This window comes from Streptomyces sp. NPDC005752, from assembly GCF_040630715.1.
Taxonomy (GTDB): domain Bacteria; phylum Actinomycetota; class Actinomycetes; order Streptomycetales; family Streptomycetaceae; genus Streptomyces.
Map to the genome: position 1 here is coordinate 46,538 of NZ_JBEXYB010000026.1, position 18,702 is coordinate 65,239.

The 18,702-nt window shown below is 70.5% G+C and carries 15 protein-coding genes; 11 read left to right on the forward strand and 4 right to left on the reverse strand.

Annotation, left to right across the window (positions count from 1 at the left end; translation table 11 throughout):
• Position 1 precedes the first annotated feature (1 nt).
• Genes ABZ441_RS22265 through ABZ441_RS22300 form a run of 8 tightly spaced genes read left to right on the forward strand, consistent with a single transcriptional unit; the run spans position 2 to position 7,158 of the window.
• Entirely contained in the window at positions 2 to 1,144 is a 1,143-nt protein-coding gene (locus ABZ441_RS22265) for an MCE family protein (RefSeq protein ID WP_358976899.1), read from the forward strand.
• Positions 1,141 to 2,283 (forward strand): MCE family protein, encoded by a 1,143-nt coding sequence (locus ABZ441_RS22270; protein WP_358976901.1) that lies wholly within the window; start codon positions 1,141 to 1,143, stop codon positions 2,281 to 2,283. Before ABZ441_RS22265 ends, ABZ441_RS22270 begins: the two co-directional genes overlap by 4 nt.
• Entirely contained in the window at positions 2,283 to 3,518 is a 1,236-nt protein-coding gene (locus ABZ441_RS22275; protein ID WP_358976904.1) for an MlaD family protein, read from the forward strand. Before ABZ441_RS22270 ends, ABZ441_RS22275 begins: the two co-directional genes overlap by 1 nt.
• Entirely contained in the window at positions 3,515 to 4,036 is a 522-nt protein-coding gene (locus ABZ441_RS22280; protein WP_358976908.1) for a hypothetical protein, read from the forward strand. Before ABZ441_RS22275 ends, ABZ441_RS22280 begins: the two co-directional genes overlap by 4 nt.
• A complete protein-coding gene (locus ABZ441_RS22285) occupies positions 4,033 to 4,614 on the forward strand; it encodes a hypothetical protein (protein ID WP_358976911.1) in 582 nt (193 codons plus the stop codon). The genes ABZ441_RS22280 and ABZ441_RS22285 overlap by 4 nt, the downstream gene beginning before the upstream one ends.
• A 12-nt stretch (positions 4,615 to 4,626) precedes the next feature.
• Positions 4,627 to 5,154: a hypothetical protein gene (locus ABZ441_RS22290; protein WP_358976914.1), complete on the forward strand. Its 528-nt coding sequence runs from the start codon at positions 4,627 to 4,629 to the stop codon at positions 5,152 to 5,154.
• A gap of 38 nt (positions 5,155 to 5,192) precedes the next feature.
• Positions 5,193 to 5,912, forward strand: coding sequence for a hypothetical protein (locus tag ABZ441_RS22295; RefSeq protein ID WP_358976916.1), 720 nt, complete (start codon positions 5,193 to 5,195; stop codon positions 5,910 to 5,912).
• A gap of 19 nt (positions 5,913 to 5,931) precedes the next feature.
• Positions 5,932 to 7,158 (forward strand): lytic transglycosylase domain-containing protein, encoded by a 1,227-nt coding sequence (locus ABZ441_RS22300; protein ID WP_358976919.1) that lies wholly within the window; start codon positions 5,932 to 5,934, stop codon positions 7,156 to 7,158.
• A 4-nt stretch (positions 7,159 to 7,162) separates the two neighbouring features.
• Here the strand turns inward: ABZ441_RS22300 and ABZ441_RS22305 are convergent, their stop codons facing one another.
• Positions 7,163 to 8,224: an ATP-dependent DNA ligase gene (locus tag ABZ441_RS22305; protein WP_358976922.1), complete on the reverse strand. Its 1,062-nt coding sequence runs from the start codon at positions 8,222 to 8,224 to the stop codon at positions 7,163 to 7,165.
• A 95-nt stretch (positions 8,225 to 8,319) separates the two neighbouring features.
• Here ABZ441_RS22305 and ligD point away from each other — a divergent pair, with 95 nt between their 5' ends.
• Both ligD and ABZ441_RS22315 read left to right on the forward strand, forming a co-directional pair.
• Positions 8,320 to 9,330 (forward strand): non-homologous end-joining DNA ligase, encoded by a 1,011-nt coding sequence (gene ligD, locus ABZ441_RS22310; RefSeq protein WP_358977095.1) that lies wholly within the window; start codon positions 8,320 to 8,322, stop codon positions 9,328 to 9,330.
• The gene (locus ABZ441_RS22315; protein WP_358976925.1) at positions 9,327 to 10,403 is read left to right on the forward strand and encodes an ABC transporter permease; all 1,077 of its coding nucleotides are present in this window, start codon (positions 9,327 to 9,329) and stop codon (positions 10,401 to 10,403) included. The genes ligD and ABZ441_RS22315 overlap by 4 nt, the downstream gene beginning before the upstream one ends.
• Positions 10,404 to 10,410: 7 nt before the next feature.
• Here ABZ441_RS22315 and ABZ441_RS22320 read toward each other — a convergent pair whose 3' ends face one another.
• The gene (locus tag ABZ441_RS22320; protein ID WP_358976928.1) at positions 10,411 to 12,648 is read right to left on the reverse strand and encodes a family 16 glycoside hydrolase; all 2,238 of its coding nucleotides are present in this window, start codon (positions 12,646 to 12,648) and stop codon (positions 10,411 to 10,413) included.
• Positions 12,645 to 15,089 carry a ThuA domain-containing protein gene (locus ABZ441_RS22325; protein WP_358976931.1) on the reverse strand — a complete coding sequence of 815 codons (2,445 nt, stop codon included), beginning with the start codon at positions 15,087 to 15,089 and terminating at the stop codon, positions 12,645 to 12,647. Before ABZ441_RS22325 ends, ABZ441_RS22320 begins: the two co-directional genes overlap by 4 nt.
• A gap of 285 nt (positions 15,090 to 15,374) precedes the next feature.
• Between ABZ441_RS22325 and ABZ441_RS22330 the strand changes: the two genes are divergently transcribed.
• Complete coding sequence (locus ABZ441_RS22330) at positions 15,375 to 16,364, forward strand: multicopper oxidase domain-containing protein (protein WP_358976934.1); 990 nt, start codon at positions 15,375 to 15,377, stop codon at positions 16,362 to 16,364.
• Between the two features lie 11 nt (positions 16,365 to 16,375).
• Here ABZ441_RS22330 and ABZ441_RS22335 read toward each other — a convergent pair whose 3' ends face one another.
• Complete coding sequence (locus ABZ441_RS22335; RefSeq protein ID WP_358976937.1) at positions 16,376 to 18,556, reverse strand: DEAD/DEAH box helicase; 2,181 nt, start codon at positions 18,554 to 18,556, stop codon at positions 16,376 to 16,378.
• Positions 18,557 to 18,702 lie beyond the last annotated feature (146 nt).

Consider the following 18,702-nt stretch of genomic DNA (forward strand, 5'->3'; position numbering starts at 1 on the left):
CGTGAGACGCACACGCATCATCGGGATCGGTGCCGGGCTCGCCGTCGTGGCGGTCGCCGCCACCTCGGGCGTCATGGCGCTGGACGACCAGGGGACGACCACCGTCACCGCCTACTTCGACCAGACCACGGGCGTCTACGCCGGATCCGATCTGCGGATCCTCGGTGTGAAGGTCGGCACCGTCGAGTCCGTCGAGCCACAGGGCGAGGAGGTCAGGGTCGTCCTGCGGCTCGACAAGGACGTCAAGGTCCCCGAGGAGGCGCACGCCGTCGTCGTGGCCCCCAGCCTCGTCGCCGACCGGTACGTGCAGCTCGCGCCGGCCTACACCGGGGGAGCGCGGCTCGAGGACGACGCCGTACTCCCTGCCGCGGACAACGCCACCCCCATCGAGGTCGACCAGCTGTACGAGTCGATCACCGAGCTCTCCACGGCGCTCGGCCCGGAGGGTGCCAACAAGGACGGGGCGCTCGCAGCGCTCCTCGATACCGGCGCGAAGAACCTCGACGGCAACGGCAAGGCCATCGGAGACTCCATCGAACAGTTCGGCAAGGCGACGAAGACGCTGGACAAGAGCAGCGGCAACCTCTTCGACACGCTGTCCTACCTGCAGACCTTCACCACGATGCTGAAGGACAACGACGGCGAGGTGCGGGCCGCCGAGCAGCAACTGAACTCCGTCACGGGCTTCCTCGCCGACGACAAGAAGAACCTCAGCGCGGCCCTGAAAGAGCTCGGCAAGGCACTCGGCCAGGTCAAGACCTTCATCAAGACCAACCGCGGCGCCCTCAAGGAGAACGTGGACCTCCTGGTGCCGCTCACTCAGACCCTGGTCGACCAGCGCGCCTCGCTCGCCGAATCCCTCGACACGCTGCCCCTCGCGGCGGGCAACGTCCTGAACGCCTACGACCCCGCCAACCGGACACTCAACGGGCGCACCAACCTCAACGAGCTGTCGATGGGCGGACCGCTCACCGAACCGGAAGCCGCAGCCGCCGGCATCGCCGGGTTGCGGCCCGCGGACAGCGCACGGCAGAAGGCACTGCCCGCACTGCCGCTGCCCGCCGTCGGCACCGTCTACGGCACCCCGGAGAGGGCCGGGGCGAAGAAGACCGGGACGAACGAGAAGAAGGAGGTGACCCCATGAGCCCCGCCCTGCGCAGACCCGGCAACCGGGCGGTCACGGGCCTCGGCGCCCTGGTCGCCGCCGGCGTCGGCCTCGTACTCGTCGCCACGACCGTGGGCCTGCCGTCGTTCTCGGGCATCGATCAGGTGCCGCTGCCCGGAGGCGCCGACCTCGGCGACCACCCGTACGAGATCACCGCGGAGTTCGGGGACGTCCTCAGCCTCGCACCGCAGTCCTCCGTCAAGGTCAACGACGTGGCCGTGGGCCGGGTCACCAAGATCTCCCTCACCCCGGGCGGCTGGACCGCCAAGGTCACCATGCGGGTCAACGGGAAGATCAAGATGCCCGCCAACGCCTACGCCCACCTCGAACAGTCCAGTCTCCTCGGCGAGAAGTTCGTCCAGCTCTCGCCCCCGAGCACCGGCACCGCACGCGGCGCCCTCGCGAACGGCGACCGGATCCCGCTCGCCCGCACCAACCGCAACCCGGAGGTCGAAGAGGTCTTCGGCGCCCTGTCGATGCTCCTGAACGGAGGCGGGGTCGCCCAGCTCAAGACCATCACCACCGAACTCAACAAGGCACTCGCAGGACAGGAACCCGAGATCCGCTCGATGCTGAAGCGGGTCGACACGCTCGTCACCGACCTGGACGACCACAAGGAGGACATCACCCAGGCACTCGACGGCGTCAACCGGCTCTCCACCACCCTCGCCGCCCGCAAACAGGACGTCGGTACGGTCCTCACCGGGCTCAGCCCCGGCATGAAGGTCCTGGAGAAGCAGCGAGGCTCGCTCCTCACCATGCTGCGCTCGCTCGACACGCTCTCCACCGTCGCCGTCGACACGATCGACAAGAGCAAGGCCGACATGATCGCCGACCTCAAGGCCATCGCACCCACGCTGACCGCACTGGCCGACTCCGGCAACGACCTGCCGGACTCCCTCCAGGTGCTGCTCACCTACCCGTTCACCGACGAGGTGCTCCGCGGGGTGAAGGGCGACTACCTCAACGTCTACCTGGACCTGACGGCCGTGCCCGGCACCCGGATCATCCCCGCGCTCACCCCGCCCACGTCATCGGGGGCCCAGAGGAATTCGGGGGCGGCACTGCCTCTGCCGCTCCCCTCGGTCACCACACCGGGAACGGAGGGAACCCGCTGATGATCACCCTCGCCATCCGGCTCAAGAACATCGCCTTCCTCGTCATCGCCGTACTCGTCCTCGGTTTCCTGGGCGTGCGCTACGCCGACCTCGGCCACTACGTCGGCCTGCGCGACTACTACACGGTCAAGGTCCAACTCCCGCAGACCGGAGGCCTGTTCACTCACTCCAACGTCAGCTACCGGGGTGTGTCCGTGGGCAGGGTCGGCTTGATCGAGCTCACCGACGACGGCGTCGAGGCCGAACTGCGCATCGAGAACGACGCGCCGCGCATCCCCGACAGCCTGCACGCCGTCGTCGCCAGCCTCTCCGCGGTCGGTGAGCAGTACATCGACCTGCGTCCCACCCGCTCGGACGGACCCTTCCTGGAGAACGGATCGGTCATCGACCAGGCCGACACCACCATCCCCGCACCCGTCACCGACGTCCTCACCAGCGTCAACGACCTGACGGCCTCCGTCGACACGGAAGCCCTTCGCACGGTCGTCGACGAATTCGGCACGGCGTTCAACGGGCGCGGCGACGACCTCCAGGTCCTGCTCGACACCAGCAGCGAATTCGTCCAGGCCGCCGACGACGCCCTGCCGACCACCACGAAGCTGATGGCCGACGGCAGGACCGTGCTGCGCACCCAGGCCGAACAGGGCGAAGCGCTCAAGGGGTTCGCCTCCGGCGCCGAGGAACTCGCCGCCGAGCTCAAGGGATCCGACACCGACCTGCGCCGGCTCATCGCCGCGGCACCCGACGCCACCGAACAGATCAGCGGGCTGCTGCGCGACCTCGACCCCGCCTTCGGCGTGGTCGTCGCCAACCTCCTCACCACCTCCGAGGTCGCCGTCACCCGGCAGCGCGGAATGGAGGAACTCCTGGTGAAGGTCCCGGCAGTCGCCGCGGCCGGCGCCAGTGCCATCGACGGGGACGGGGCCAGGTTCGGGATGTCGGTCACCTTCTTCGAACCGCTGCCCTGCACCGCCGGATACGGCTCCACCACCTACCGCCCCGGCACCGACCTCTCCAAGGCCCCCGCGGCCAACACCAAGGCCCGGTGTGCCTCCTCGCCCGGCAGTGGCATCAACGTCCGCGGCAGCGCCAACGCCCCGAAGGGCGGCCCCGTACCCCAGCCGTTCAAACCGGGCTCAGGCCTCCTGCCGGACGCGTCCGGTACCGCCGGAGGCACCGCCGCGCCGCGGTCCGGGGGGATGGCCGGACTGCTCGGCCTCGGAGGCGGCTCATGAGCAACCGCACGAAAACGGGGCTCGGCTGGGCCGCACTGCTCGCCGCCGTCCTGGTCTGCGCGCTCGGGGCCTGGTCGTACGCCCAGGCCCGGGGTGACGAGACGCTGACGTACGCGAAGAACCGCGACGCCGCACTCGCCGACGGCAAGCGGCACCTCACCCTGCTGACCAGCATGGACGGCAAGAACGCCGCGAGCGTCGAGGCCGGCCTCACGGCCTGGCTCGACGCCTCCACCGGACCGCTGCACGACCGGCTGGAGGGCACCAGGAAGAAGGACGAGGGCGAGCTCGTCGAGTCCGGTGCCACCGCACGCGGCAAGGTCACCGACGCGGCGCTCACCGCGCTCGACGACCGGGCCGGCACGGCGGCGCTCATCGCGACCGTCGACGTCGAGGTCACCCCGCGCACCGGCAAGGGCGGCACGGAGCGCAAGCGCTTCGAGGCGACGCTCGCCCGGACGGGGGACGGCTGGAAGGTCAAGGCACTTGACGCGCTACCGGTCGGGAGCGGCTCATGAACGCGAGCACGGGAACAGCGACGTTCCGAGCGGACCTCGAGCCCGTAACGGAGCCCGGCCCGGAGACCACCCCCGCCCGTCGGCGGTGGATCCGGCCCGTCGCCGCACTGCTGGCCGTCGCCCTCCTGGGCGTGGGCGTCACCCTGTTCGTCCAGGGCCGGCAACTGCGCGACACACCCGCCACCTCCAACCACGCCCTGACCGACTCCGCCGCGACCACCCGGGTCGCCGGCGACGTGAGCAGCGCGCTGGGCAAGGTCTTCTCGTACAACCCGCAGTCCACCGACGCCACCAAGGAGTCGGCGAAGCAACTGCTCGCGGGCCGGGCGCTCCAGCAGTACGCGTCCCTGTTCGGCCAGGTCGAGAAGCAGGCCGCGGACCAGAGACTGACGCTCACCAGCCAGGCCGTACGGACCGGGGTCACCCGGCTCAGCGGCAGCAGCGCGCACCTCCTCGTCTTCCTCGACCAGGTCTACGAGCGCGAGGGGAAGACCGCCACCACGGCGGCGGCGCAGCTGTCCGTGACCGCTGAACTGCGCGGCGGCCACTGGCGGATCGTCGACATCACCTCCAGGTAGGGGAGAGCACCAATGGCACGGGTACGGACGAGGAACCCTCTGTCGGTCGCAGCGGTCACGCTGGCCCTCGCGGCCGCGGTCGCGGCGGGCTGGGGCGGCTGGGCGCGCTACGACGCGGGGAACGACGACGCGGCGGACTACGCGCGCGCCAGGGACGACGCGCTCGCGGCGGGGGAGCAGGCCGTGCAGAACATGAACACGCTCGACCACGCGAAGCTCGACCAGGGGCTCGACAGCTGGGAGGAGTCGACCACCGGTGACCTGCACAGGCAGCTCGTCGACGGTAGGGACGAGTTCGTCAAGCAGATCGAGACGGCCAAGACCGTCAGCACCGCCGAGATCCTGTCCGGAGCGGTGACGGAACTGGACGACCGGGCGGGCAGGGCCGGAGTGATGGTGGCGCTGCGGGTCACCGTGACCGCCCCCGAGGGCAAGCCCGTCGCCAAGGAGAGCCGGATGCTCGGGCAGCTCACCCGCACCTCCGACGGGTGGAAGCTCAACGCCCTCGGACAGGCGCCCGTCGGCAACACCGCCGGCTGACCCCGCCTGACCGCCCCGCCTTCGAGAGGACCACGAACATGTCGACGACCCGACACCTCGTCAACCGCCGCCGTCGGCTCGCCACCGTGGGTGTGGCCACCGCACCGGCGCGTACGAAAGCGGGTCCGGAACCCGATCCCGGTGCGCCGGAGGACCGGACCGCCACGGAAGCGGCCCCCGAGGACGGAGCCGACGCGGAGGAGGAGCCCGCGGGGGACGGAGCCCCGCGCAGGCGACTGCCCCGCCTGCGCATCCGGCTGCCCGCGATCCTCTGCGCCGTGACACTGCTCCTCGGCGCCTTCGCCGTGTGGGCGTTCACCGCGGCCGCGACGCTGCGCGACGAACCGGGCCGGCAGAACGCGGCCCTCACCGACATCGGCAGGACCAGCGAGGTCAAGGGGCAGATCGGCGAGGCGGTCGGCGCGGTCTTCTCGTACGACTTCGCCTCGCCCGGGAAGTCCGACGCGGCCGCGCGGAAGCACCTGACCGGCAAGGCGGTCCAGCAGCACAAGGACATGCTCGCCGGCGTACGCGCCCAGGCGCCGAAGCAGAAGCTCGTCCTCACCACGACCGTCACCGAGAGCGGCGTCGAACTGCTCGACGGGGACCGGGCCCGGCTGCTGATCTTCGCCGACCAGAGAAACACCCGTACCGGCAAGGACGAGGAGACGACGTACGCGGCGGCCATGTTCGCGGTGGACGCCGTCCGCCGCGGTGACACCTGGCGGATCGCGGCCATCGACACGTTCACGCGATGACCCAGGAGAAGGAGGACACATGAGGTTCGACGGAATCATGCGCCGCGGGCTCGGCGGTACGGCGACCGCGGTCGCCGCCATGGCGGCGCTCACCGCCTCCCAGGCCCCGGGAATCGCAGACGGCAGTGCCGACGGCCCGAAGAGCGTGGCAGCGGACGACGTCGTCTGGACCGAGGTGCCGAACGACGACAGTTACCACACAGAGCTGCCGCCCCTGCGGTCACCGGAGCCGCCGAAGACCACCGGCGGGAAGCCCGTCGGTCCGGCCGTCGTGCAACCGGCGGCCGAGGCCGGCATCCCCGCCACCGTTCTGGCCGCCTACCGCAACGCGCAGCGCGCGCTCGGGCGCACCGACCCCGGCTGCCGGCTGCCGTGGCAGTTACTCGCGGCGATCGGCAAGGTGGAGTCCGGCCACGCGAGCGGTGGACGGGTCGACGCGGCGGGCACCACGCTCACCCCGATCCTCGGCCCCGTGCTCAACGGCGCCGGATTCGCCAACATCACGGACACCGACGGCGGCGCGTACGACGGCGACTCCCGGTACGACCGGGCCGTCGGACCGATGCAGTTCATCCCGTCCACCTGGGCGCACTGGGGCAGGGACGGCAACGGCGACGGGCGCAAGGACCCCGACAACATCGTCGACGCGGCCCTGGCAGCCGGCCATTACCTCTGTGCCGGGACGCGTGACCTGTCCGTCGGGGCCGATCTGGACCGGGCGGTGCTCAGCTACAACCACTCGAACACCTATCTGCGTACGGTCCTGTCCTGGCTGGCGTACTACCGCAAGGGCGTCCACGCCGTCGCCGACGGCACGGGTGTGATCCCGCGGAGCCCCGGTGCGGGGGGCCCGCACGCGCCGAAGGCCCCGGTCGGTGGCCCCGGCAGTCCGGGTGGCCCCGGCAAGGGCGGTGGCGGCATCGTCGTCGGCCCGCAGCCCAGCGGCACACCGTCCCCATCCATCCCCCCGGGCGCCACCCCCTCTCCCACCCCCGCGCCGTCGGGGTCGGGGAGCCCGGACCCCAGCGATACGCCGACGCCCACCGACCCCGGTCCCGGCCCCAGCCCGTCCGACAGCGGCTCCACGGACCCGACGTCCACCCCCGACCCGACCACCACACCGGATCCCACCACGACGCCCGACCCCGACCCCAGCACCTCCGCCCCGGACTGCGCCACGCCCTCCGCGGACGGCGATCCCACGGACGCACCGTCGGACGAACCCTGCGCCACTCCCACCGCCTGACGGATCAGCGGCCGTCGAGGACCTCGGACAGGTCGTACCGCACCACTTCCTCCAGCTGTGCGTAGGTGCAGCCGGAGGGGGTGCGGTCCGGCCGCCACCGCCGGAACTGGGTGGTGTGGCGGAAGCGGTCGCCCTCCATGTGGTCGTACGCCACCTCGCAGACCCGTTCCGGAGCGAGGGCCACCCACGACAGGTCCTTCTTGCCCGACCAGCGGCTCGGCGCGCCCGGAAGCCGCGAGCCTTCGTGCGCGGACGCGTCCGCCCAGGCCGCCCACGGGTGGTCGGCGGGTTCGATGCGCAACGGGTCCAGTTCCTCGACGAGTTCGGCGCGCCGCTTCATCGGGAAGGCCGCGCACACCCCCACGTGCTGCAGGGTGCCCCCGGAGTCGTACAGGCCGAGCAGCAGCGAGCCCACCACGGGGCCGCTCTTGTGGAAGCGGTAGCCCGCCACCACGCAGTCGGCGGTCCGTTCGTGCTTGATCTTGTACATCACCCGCGTGTCGGGTCTGTACGGGAGACCGAGCGGTTTCGCGACCACGCCGTCGAGCCCCGCTCCCTCGTACCGTTCGAACCACTCCCGCGCGAGGTCCGGGTCGGTGGTGGACGGTGCGAGGTGCACGGGTGCCGAGGCGTCGGCGAGTGCCCCCTCCAGGACCGTCCGCCGCTCGGCCTGCGCGGTGGCGAGCAGAGAGGTGTTGCCCAGGGCGAGGACGTCGAAGGCGACGAAACTCGCCGGGGTCCGCCCGGCGAGCGTCCGCACCCTGGAGTCGGCCGGATGGATGCGCTCGCTCAGCCGGTCGAAGTCCAGCCGTCCCTCGTACGGCAGGACGATCTCGCCGTCGATCACACAGCGCGGCGGCAGGTTCTTCCGAACGGCGGCGACCACCTCGGGGAAGTAGCGGGTGAGGGGCTTCCCGGTCCGGCTGCCGATCACCACCTCGTCGCCGTCCCGGTACACGATCGCCCGGAAGCCGTCCCACTTCGCCTCGTACTGCATGTCCGGTGGAATGGCGGACACGGACTTGGCGAGCATCGGCTTCACGGGAGGCATCACCGGCAGGTCCATGGCCACGATTCTCACCCACCCTTCCGAGCCCGTCTTCCGATATGCGGCATATGTGCGACCGGCCTACGGTGTCCGACATGGCAGCAGGAACAGCGGTGGAGCTGGACGCGGACGGACGGGCCGTGCGGCTGTCCAACCCGGACAAGGTGTACTTCCCTCAGAAGGGCTACACCAAGAAGGACGTGGCCGACTACTTCCTGGCCGTGGGGCCGGGCATCCTCCGCGCCCTGCGCGAGCGGCCGACCACGCTCCAGCGCTTCGTCGACGGGGTCGAGGGGGACTTCTTCTACCAGAAGCGCGCGCCGAAGAACCTACCCGACTGGACCCCCACCGCCCGGATCGAATTCCCCAGCGGCCGGCACGCCGACGAGATGTGCCCCACCGAACTCGGCGCGGTCCTGTGGGCCGCCAACCTCGGCACCCTGACCTTCCACCCCTGGCCGGTACGCAGGGCCGACACCGACCACCCCGACGAACTGCGCATCGACCTGGACCCACAGCCCGGCACGGACTACGCCGACGCTGTGAGGGCGGCCCACGAACTGCGTTCGGTGCTGGACGACCACGGACTGCGCGGCTGGCCCAAGACCTCCGGCGGGCGCGGCATCCACGTCTTCGTCCCGATCGTCCCCGAGTGGACCTTCACCCAGGTCAGGCGCGCCGCCATCGCGGTGGGGCGGGAACTGGAGCGCAGGATGCCGGACCGGGTGACCACGGCCTGGTGGAAGGAGGAGCGAGGCGAGCGGATCTTCGTCGACTACAACCAGACGGCCCGTGACCGCACGATCGCCTCCGCCTACTCCGTACGCCCCTTCCCCCACGCCCCGGTCTCCGCCCCGATCCGCTGGGAGGAGATCGACGACGCCGAACCGCGCGACTTCGACCTACGGACGATGACGGCGCGCTTCGCCGAGCTGGGTGATCTGCACGCCGACATGGACGACCACGCCTTCCGGCTCGATCAGGTGCTGGAGCTCGCACGGCGTGACGAACACGAGCACGAACTGGGCGATCTGCCCTACCCGCCGGAGTATCCGAAGATGCCGGGCGAGCCCAAACGGGTGCAGCCCAGCCGCGCACGGCACGACGACGGCGACTCCGCATGACGTCCGGGACCGGCGGCGACCACGGGGCACACGGCAGGCCGCCGACCCGGCGGGAGAAGTGGGAGACGTACAAGCAGTCGCCGTACCTCCCCGGGGTGGTGCTGGTCCTGATCGTGTCGGCAGCCGCGGGTCTCTTCGCCGGCTCGTACACCTACGCCATGGCCAATCCGACGCCCCACCGGGTCCCGGCCGCCGTCGTGGAGGGCCCGAGGACCCCGTACGCCGTCGAGTTCGTCAAGGGGATGGAGGAGGCGCTCGACGCCTCCCTCGAACTCAACAGGTACCCGGACGCCGCACAGGCCCGAGCGGCGCTGGACGAGCAGAAGGTCTTCGTGATCCTCCGGAGCGCCGGGAAGGGGGTCGTGATGCAGGTCGCCGGTGCCTCCGGCGCCACCGTCGCCCAGTTGCTCGGCGAGACCGGGATCAAGGTTGCCGACACCGTCGGAGTCCCGCTCACGGTCGAGGACGTCAAACCGCTCCAGAAGGGCGACCCGAGAGGTCTCGCCCTCTTCTACATCTCTCTCGCCGCCGTCATCATGGGCTTCCTCGGTGCGATCCAGCTCAGTGTGCACGCCCGGGCGCTGATACCGCTGGAACGGATCCTGTTCACCATCGCCTACGCCCTGCTCGGCGGGTTCGCCATCGCGGCGGTGGTGGACTGGGGGCTCGGCGCGCTCGACCTGCCCTTTGTGCAGTCGTGGCTGATCCTGGCCTTCACCATGTTCACCTCAGGCATGGTCTTCACCATGTTCAACACCCTGATGGGGCGCTGGGCGATGATCCCCACGTGGGGTGTCATGGTGCTGCTCGGCAACCCGTCATCCGGCGGCGCGGTGTCCTGGCCGCTGCTGCCCTCGCTGCTCGGGCACGTCGGCCGCTGGCTGCCGCCCGGCGCCTCGGTCAACGCCCAGCACACGGCGGTCTACTACCAGGGTCACCAGTACCTCTTCCCGTACCTCGTGCTGGCCGCCTGGGCGCTGGTCTCCTGCACGGTCTTCTGGGTCTGGCGCCACCGGCACCCAGGAGGCCGCGACCGCATGCCGGAGCACGCGGCCGCGGCCGCCCGGGTGTGACGCGCCCCTACAACTCCTGGATGCGGATGTCGCGGTAGGAGATCACATCCGTGGTGCTGTGGACCTGGAGCCCGATGTAGCCGGAGGCGTACCGCCGGCCGTCGGTGCCCGGGTCGTCGCCCCGCGGCGGCTCGAACAGCTGGCCGCCGTTGTTGTCGAACTCGTTCAGCAGGACACCGTTGCGGTAGACCGAGTAGTGCTGGTCCACCACCCGGATCTCGTAGTCGTTCCAGGTGCCCTTGGGGGTGACCCCGGCCCCTCCGAGACCGACCCGGTCGAACCCGTAGACGGAACCGGTCTTGTACATGTCGCCGTCGGGCCGGTCGTTGACCTGGATCTCATGGCCGTACTTGATGGCGACCCACTCCGGACGGGACTCCTCCGGGTGGTCGTGGACGTTCGGGAAGCGGACGAACACCCCGCCGTTGGCGTTGCCCGCACCGGGCGCGTCGTCCCGCCACTGGAGCTTCAGCGAGAAGTCCCCGTACTGCCTGGCCGGGAACCACAGCATCCCCATGCCGTCCACGGTGGTGGAGCTGGTGATCGAGCCCTCCTCCTCGTTCAGCGCGAACTGTCCGCCGCCTACCTGCTGCCACTTGGCGAGGGAGCCGGCCGTGCCGTCGAACAGCTTGCGGTAGCCCTCGTCCTGGCCCGGCTTGCCGATGCCGGACTGCTTGGCCGCCCGGTAGATCTTCTTGTGCTCACGGGCGTCGACGACGCCGTCGGTCAGGAGCTTGTCCAGGACCTTGTCCACGTGCTTGAGGAACAGCGCGTGCGAGGACCAGTCCTTCTCGTCCTCGATGAGCTCGTTGATCGTGCAGCGGTTACCGGTCAGCCGGTTGGGGACACCGGTGTCGACCGTGCCGACGATGACCGTGCGCCGTTCGTCGAACTCCGGGCAGTTGGGGGCCGGAACCCCGCCGCTCTGCGCGACGGTGAACGAGACCTGCTTCGCCTCGGAGGTGTTGCCCGCCTTGTCCGTCGCCCGGTGGGCGAACGTGTGGTAGCCGACGCGGTCGACGATGACGGGGGAGGAGTAGCCCAGGTACGGGCCGCCGTCGAGGGAGTACTCGACCTTGTCCACGCCCGAGTCCGCGTCGGTCGCGGCGACCGTGGCCTCGGCGCTGGTGATGAACGCGCCGTCCGAGTTCTTGTCGCCCGCCACCACCACGGAGGTCTCCGGCGGTGTCTTGTCCTGCGACGGCGGCTCGACGACGGTGAAGTCGACGGACTTCTCCGCCGCGACGTTCCCGGACTTGTCGGTGGCGCGGTAGCGGACGCTGTGTGCGCCCACCTCGTGCACCATCACGGGCGCGGTGTACGCCTTCCACGCGCCGCCCGCCCCGACGGCGTACTCGATGGTGTTGACGCCCGAGCCGGTGTCGGACGCGGTCACGGTGACCGTGGCCATGCCGAGGTAGGCGCCCGCGTCGTCCTTCTCGCCCGACACGGTCGCCGAGGTCTCCGGCGGGGTCTCGTCGTCCGTCGGCGGCGCGGCGACCGCGAAGTCGACGGACTTCTCCGCCGCCGCGTTGCCCGCCTTGTCGGTGGCCCGGTAGCGGATCGTGTGCGTCCCCACCTCGTCCACCACGACGGGCGCGGTGTACGGCTGCCAGGCACCGTCCGCCCCGGTCGCGTACTCGACCGTGTCGACGCCGGAACCGGCGTCGGTGGCCGCCACCGTGACGGTGGCCTGGCCGATGTAGGCGCCGTCGGCGTTCTTGTCGCCGTCCACCGTGGCCGAGGTCTCGGGAGCGGTGGTGTCTTCGCCGCCGCCGTCCTCGGTCACCGTGAGGATGCCCTGCATGGAGCCGTGACCGGGAATCGTGCAGTGGTAGAAGTACCGGCCGGGCGTGAGGGTGACCTCGACGCTGTGCTTGCCGCCCTCGCTGTCACTGGGGTTGGCCAGGATGTTGACCGCGACGTCGTCGTTGAACTCCACGTCCGAGACGCTGAACGTCAGCGTGTGCGGCATGCCCGTCGTGTTGCCCGTGGCCGTGCTGTTCTCGAAGACGATGGTCGCGGCGCCGGCCACAGCGGTTTTGGGCGCCGACAGGTAGTGGTCGATGGGGTCGCCGGCGGTCCAGGTGAGGACCTGGTCGGCAGCAGCCGCCGCCCGGTCGTCGTCGCGGCCGTACGCGGCGGTCGATGCCAGCCCGAGGACCATCAGGAACGAACCGAGCAGGGCCAGCCACCACCGGGCGGGCCCGTACCGCTTCCGCGCGAGGAGTGAAGGGTGTCTCACTGCGCTGCCGCCTTCCTGGCCAGGTCTGCGGCGGCCGGGGTCGGACCGCCGCCCTTGTACGTCACGCGCCACAGCGCGGATTTGGAGTCGGAGGTGAAGAAGCCGCGTCCGTAGTCCAGGACGTAGAGCGAGCCGTCCGGGGCGAACTTCCAGTCCATGAGGTTGCGGATGCCGTCCGCACCCACCGGAATGATCTTCTTCAGGGACTCGGCGTGCGTGGGCAGGCCGCCCTTGCCGACCGTCTTCGGGTCGGTCAGCACGGCGTGACGCGGCTGGGTGTCGTCGTAGAAGTCACCGACGAACCACTTGCCGTCCCAGTACGACGGCCACTTGGCCTCGCTCGTGCTCGTCGCGTCGTAGCGGTAGACCGGGCCGTTCATCGTGGCCTGGCCGCCGCCCTTGAGCCAGGGCAGGAGCTGCTTCTGGTCCTCCACCTTGTAGCTGGGCACACCGTTCGCGTCACGCGGGTAGTCCACGCCGCCGCCCTGGGGGGAGTACCAGATGGTGTTGGCGGTCACCGGAGGCAGCTTGACCAGGCCGTCGTTGTTCGGCGACTCGTTCCTGGGCGCGTCGCAGTCGTACCAGCCCAGCGGCTTGGACGGGTCGGGCAGGTTGCGGTCCCGGTAGGGCTGCTTGTTGCCCATGCAGTACGGCCAGCCGTGGTTGCCGGCCTTGGTGATCGCGGCGAACGTGTCGTACTTCGCGGGACCCCAGGTCGTGCTGGGAGCGCCCGCGTCGGGGCCGACCCAGCCCGCGTACAGCGTGTCGGTCGACGTGTCGACGGAGATGCGCGCCGGATTGCGGACGCCCATCACGTAGATCTCGCCGCGGGTCTTGCCGCCGCCCTCGTCCGGCTCCTCGCCTGTGAAGAGGTTGCCCTCGGGCAGGGTGTACGTGCCGTCGTCCTCCGGGTGGATCCGCAGGATCTTGCCGTTGAGGTTGTTGGTGTTGCCCGCCGTGCGGCGGGCGTCGGCGAACGACACGCCCTTGTAGTTCGGCTCCGGGTTGTTGCCCGAGTAACCGTCGCTGAAGCCCGAGGAGTTGTTGTCACCCGTGGCGACGTAGAGGTTGCCCTTCGAGTCCCACGCCATGCCGCCGCCCGCGTGGCAGCAGCTGTGGATCTGGACCGGCCAGTGCAGCAGCACCTTCTCGGACGCCAGGTCCAGCTTGTTCGTGGCGTGGTCGAAGGTGAAGCGCGAGACCTGCCGCACCGCCATCTGCTTGTCGCGGTCGATCTTCGCGTGCGGGGTGTAGTGCAGGTACACCCAGCCGTTGGTGGCGAAGCCGGGGTCCAGCTCGATCCCGAGCAGCCCTTCCTCGACCTTGACCAGCTCGTCGCCGCCGCCCTTGTTGCCGAAGACGCTCAGCTTGCCGGCGAGGGTGACCTTCTTGGTCGCGGGGTCGTATACGTGAACCTCGCCCTCGCCCTTGCCGATGTTCGGGTCCTTCCAGTCCGTGACCACCGGCACGCTGCTGTCCGCGCCGCCGCGCCCGATGTAGAAGACGCGGCCGTCCTTGGCGGTGACCAGGCCGTGGGGCTCGCCGATCTGGTCGTTCTTGCCGGGCTGGTTCGGCTGTGTGAGCCGCTCGGCCGTGTAGTTGGAGTCGACGGTGGCCTTGCAGTCGGCCTGCGAGATACGGCTCGTCCAGGCCAGCGCGCCGCGCAGGTGATCCCGGAAGTCGGTCTCGGCGAAGCTCGCGGAGGTGCCGCCCATGGCGGTGTAGAAGGAGCGGCCGCCGTCGTAGTCGCGGCACCAGGAGACGGGGTGGTCCCAGCCGTTGGCGCTCTTGCCGGGGGTGTACGTCAGCTCACGGACACGGGCCACGGTGTGCACGTCACCGGACGGGTTGTCCTTCCAGTTCAGCCACTTGTCCGGGCGCTTCCACTCCAGCGGGAGGTTCTTCGTCGCCGGGTGCTGCCGGTCGCCGATCTCCACGGTGGCGCGCTGGACGGCCGTCGGGCTGTCGGCAGCGGGACGTGCGCCGACCAGACCGGTGAACCAGTCGGAGTACGGCTCGGTGCGCGCCGCGTCATGGATACCGAGGAAGCCGCCACCGGCCTCCATGTACGCCTCCAGACCCGCCTCCTGCTCCGGGTCGAGAACGTCGCCGCCCCCGGTCAGGAAGACGACCGCGTTGAACCTGCCGAGCTTCTTGCCGTTGGTGAACACCCCGGCGTCGTCCGTGGCGACGGTCTTGAAGCGTCCGGCCTCGGGGCCGCTGAGCCCGATCTTCTCGATGGCCGCGATACCCGCGTCCACCGTGGAGGGCTCGTCGCCCGCCGACGCGTGGAACACCAGCACCCTGACATCGGCCCCGCCCGGCGGCGAGGGAAGGGACAACGTTGTCGCCATCCGTTCCTTGAGTCCCGGGTCCGGATACGGGCTGGCGCTGGCCGCGTTGCCGGCGAGCAGGGACGCGGTCAGGGCACCTGCTGCCACGGCCGCCGCGATGCCGCGGCGCGATCTGGACCTGTGATGTGGTGTGCGCTGCATGTGGTCACCCACCCCTCTTGGTCACTTCTCTGGTCACTTCTTCGTCACCGCACCTCTGTGGTCACTGCGACAGCGCACGAAGCTAGACCTCTTTTCGTGGCTCGCCAATAGGTATGGCAGCAATCGAACGAACTTTGTCCTGAGTGTGGATAAACCAACGCTCCCCGGCTACCGTGTGGGCCGTCCAGGGGAGCAGCGCGTCAGTTTCCGTCTCGCATTGGGGAGTTCGACATGGACCGAAGGACCTTCAACCGCCGGATGCTGGTGGGTGGCGGTGTGGCGGCGGCCACCGGTGTGACATCGATGTCACTCGGTGCGGTGCAGGCCACCTCCGCGGAGAACCCGGCGAAGACGGCCCCCGCGGGCGGGGTCGTCCGTCATCTCAAGCTGTACGCGGAGAAGCTGGCGGACGGTCAGCTCGGGTACGGCCTCGAGAAGGGGAAGGCGTCGATTCCGGGGCCGCTCATCGAGATCACCGAGGGCGACACGCTGCACATCGAGTTCGAGAACACCACGGACGTCGACGCCAGCCTCCACGTCCACGGCGTCGACTACGACATCGCGAGCGACGGCACCCGGATGAACCGCAGCCACGTCGAGCCCGGCGGCACCCGCACGTACACCTGGCGCACCCACGTCCCCGGCCGCCGCAAGGACGGCACCTGGCAGGCGGGCAGTGCGGGCTACTGGCACTACCACGACCACGTCGTCGGCACGGACCACGGCACGGGCGGCATCCGCAAGGGCCTGTACGGGCCACTCGTCGTACGCCGCAAGGGAGACGTCCTGCCGGACAGGACGATCACGATCGTCTTCAACGACATGACGATCAACAACAAGGCGGCCCACGAGAGCCCGAACTTCGAGGCCACCGTGGGCGACCGGGTCGAAGTCGTCATGATCACGCACGGCGAGTACTACCACACGTTCCACATCCACGGGCATCGCTGGGCCGACAACAGGACCGGCCTGCTCACCGGCCCGGACGACCCGAGCCGCGTGATCGACACGAAGATCTGCGGCCCCGCCGACTCCTTCGGCTTCCAGATCATCGCGGGCGAGCACGTGGGGGCCGGTGCCTGGATGTACCACTGCCACGTCCAGAGCCACTCCGACATGGGGATGGCGGGGCTGCTGCTGGTCGCCAAGGCCGACGGCACGGTCCCCGGGTACGACCCGCCGCACCACGCGGCAGGTGCGGCCGGGGCTCACGAACACTGAGGACCCCGCCGTCAGACCTCGGCGGCCAGCCGCAGTTGCTCCTCCTCGACGATGCGCCGGGCGAGGTCCCCGTCCGACACGTCGACGGCGTCGGGCGTCGCCTCGGCGACATCGCTGCGCCGCGCGTACGCGTCGAAGAGCCGGTCCTTGCGCGCCAGGATGTCGAGCATCCGCTGGTCCACGCTGTCCGCCGCGAGGAGCCGGTGGACCCGCACGGTCCGTATCTGCCCCATACGGTGCGCCCTGGCCACGGCCTGGTGCTCCATCGTCGGCTTGATCTGTGGCTCGCACAGGATGACGACCGACGCCGCCTGGATGTTGAGCCCGACGCCCCCCGCCTGTATCTGGCTCAGCAGTACCGCGTGGCCTTCCGTCGCACCGAAGGAGTCGACCAGTTCCTGCCGGCGTGCGGCCGGGACACTCCCGGAGAGGGGACCGAACGCCCCATCGCCCAGGGCCTCCTGGACGGTCCGGAGCACCTCACGGAAGTAGGAGAAGACCACGACCTTGAGCCCGTTGTCCTCGGCTTCCGAGACGAGTTCACGCAGCCGGTTCAGCTTCGCCGACGTCTCCGGGCGCGCGTACGCGGCGCGGCGCATCCGCCTGAAGTGCCCCGCGCCGACGGCCTCGCGGTACGCCTCGAGGTCGGCGGGCGAGAACTCCTCCCATTCGTCGGCCTGCACCAGGGCCGGGAGTTCCCCCAGGACGTCGTCCTGATTCCGGCGCAGGTAGGCGGGGGCGACGGCCCTGCGGAACGCGTGCGAGCCGGCGACGCCGTGTGTGGAGGTGACCAGCGGTGCCGACTCGGGCCGCAGCTGGTGCATCAGGCTGCGGAACTCCTCCACCCGGTTCTCCATCGGCGTGCCGGTCAGGAACAGCACCCTGTCGGTGTGCCGCGTCCAGCCGCTCACGGCTCGGGAACGGCGCGTCGCGGGGTTCTTCACGAAGTGGGCCTCGTCGACCACCACCATGCCCGGCCTGACCCCGCCCCCGGGACCGTCCGGCAGCGAGTGCAGCGCGTCGAAGGTGGTGAGGGCGACCCCGCCCCGTTCGCGCCACTCGGTGAACACGCCCTGCCGCTCCGGACCGTGCACCGGCACGGCCCGCAGGGTGGAGCGGGCCTCGATCTCCCGCCGCCAGTTGATCAGGACGCTCGCCGGGCACACCACCAGGAAGTGGGTTTCGCCGCCGGCCGCGAGGTGGGCCAGCGCGGCGATGGCCTGTACGGTCTTGCCGAGTCCCATCTCGTCCCCGATGATCACCCGTTTCTGGGTGAGCGCGAAGCGCGCGCCGAAGGACTGGTAACCGCGCAGCGAGACCCGCAGGCAGGTGTCGTCCAACCGCAGCCCGCGGACCCGGTCCGCGATTCCGGCAGGCAGGAACCCCTGGGCCGCGTCCCGGTCGGGACCGCTGCCGGACAGCTCGGCGAGCAGACTGTAGTACTCGGCCGGGCGCAGTTCGAAATCGACCCACGCCTCGGCCTCCGACGCGGGGTCGCGCAGCAGATCGACGGACACCTGCGCGAACAAGGTGCGCAGTTCACGCGCGTCCGAGTCCTGCAGGACCGTGCGCACGGCGGCCACGGCGGCCAGCGCCCGGTCGCCGGCCGCCCGCCCCGAGAAGAGCATCCGCAGCCGGCTCCGGGCCGGCGCGGCAGTCGTGAGCAGCGGCTCCAGCGCTGCGGTCAGACGTCGGGCGGCATCGACCGCCCGACGCACGTCGGGGCCGCCACCGACCAGCCGGTGCAGGGCGACGAGCAGAGAGGTCGTGGCCGCGTCCGGCGCGTCCACGTCCATCCGCACGGCGACGGAGTCACGGACCGCGCGCGCGATCTGCCGTGCGGCCGCCAGTACCTGGTCAGCCGTCTGCGCACCGACACCCGGGATCTGACGGAGCTCGTAGCGCCCGGCTCCGTGGACCCGGCCGACCGTCCTGTACCCCGCCTGCTCCAGCGCGCCGAGCCGCAGCCGGCCCTCCGTGACCTCCGCCAGCCGGGAGACGGGGATGGACGCCAGCCCCTGGTCGACGAGGGAGTCGAGCAGCGGATCGAGCGCGGCACGCGCCGCCTCCACGGCGCCGCGGTGGTCGTCCAGCACCGCACGGGCCGAACCGGCGAGCACCTGGGCGTTCCCGAGCAGCGCCCGTGCGGATCTTCCCGTGGGCACGTCGCCCGTGGGTCCGGCCTGAGTCATGTACGTCCTTCTGTTCCCGCCACCGCGGTCCGCCGTCGTCGCGGGCCCGCCACCGACCGGCTTCATCGTGCCACGACACCTGCGGCGTCCCGCACGGTGCGAACTGCGGTTGTCGGTGCCTGGTGCAAGACTCGGAGATGCGCGGC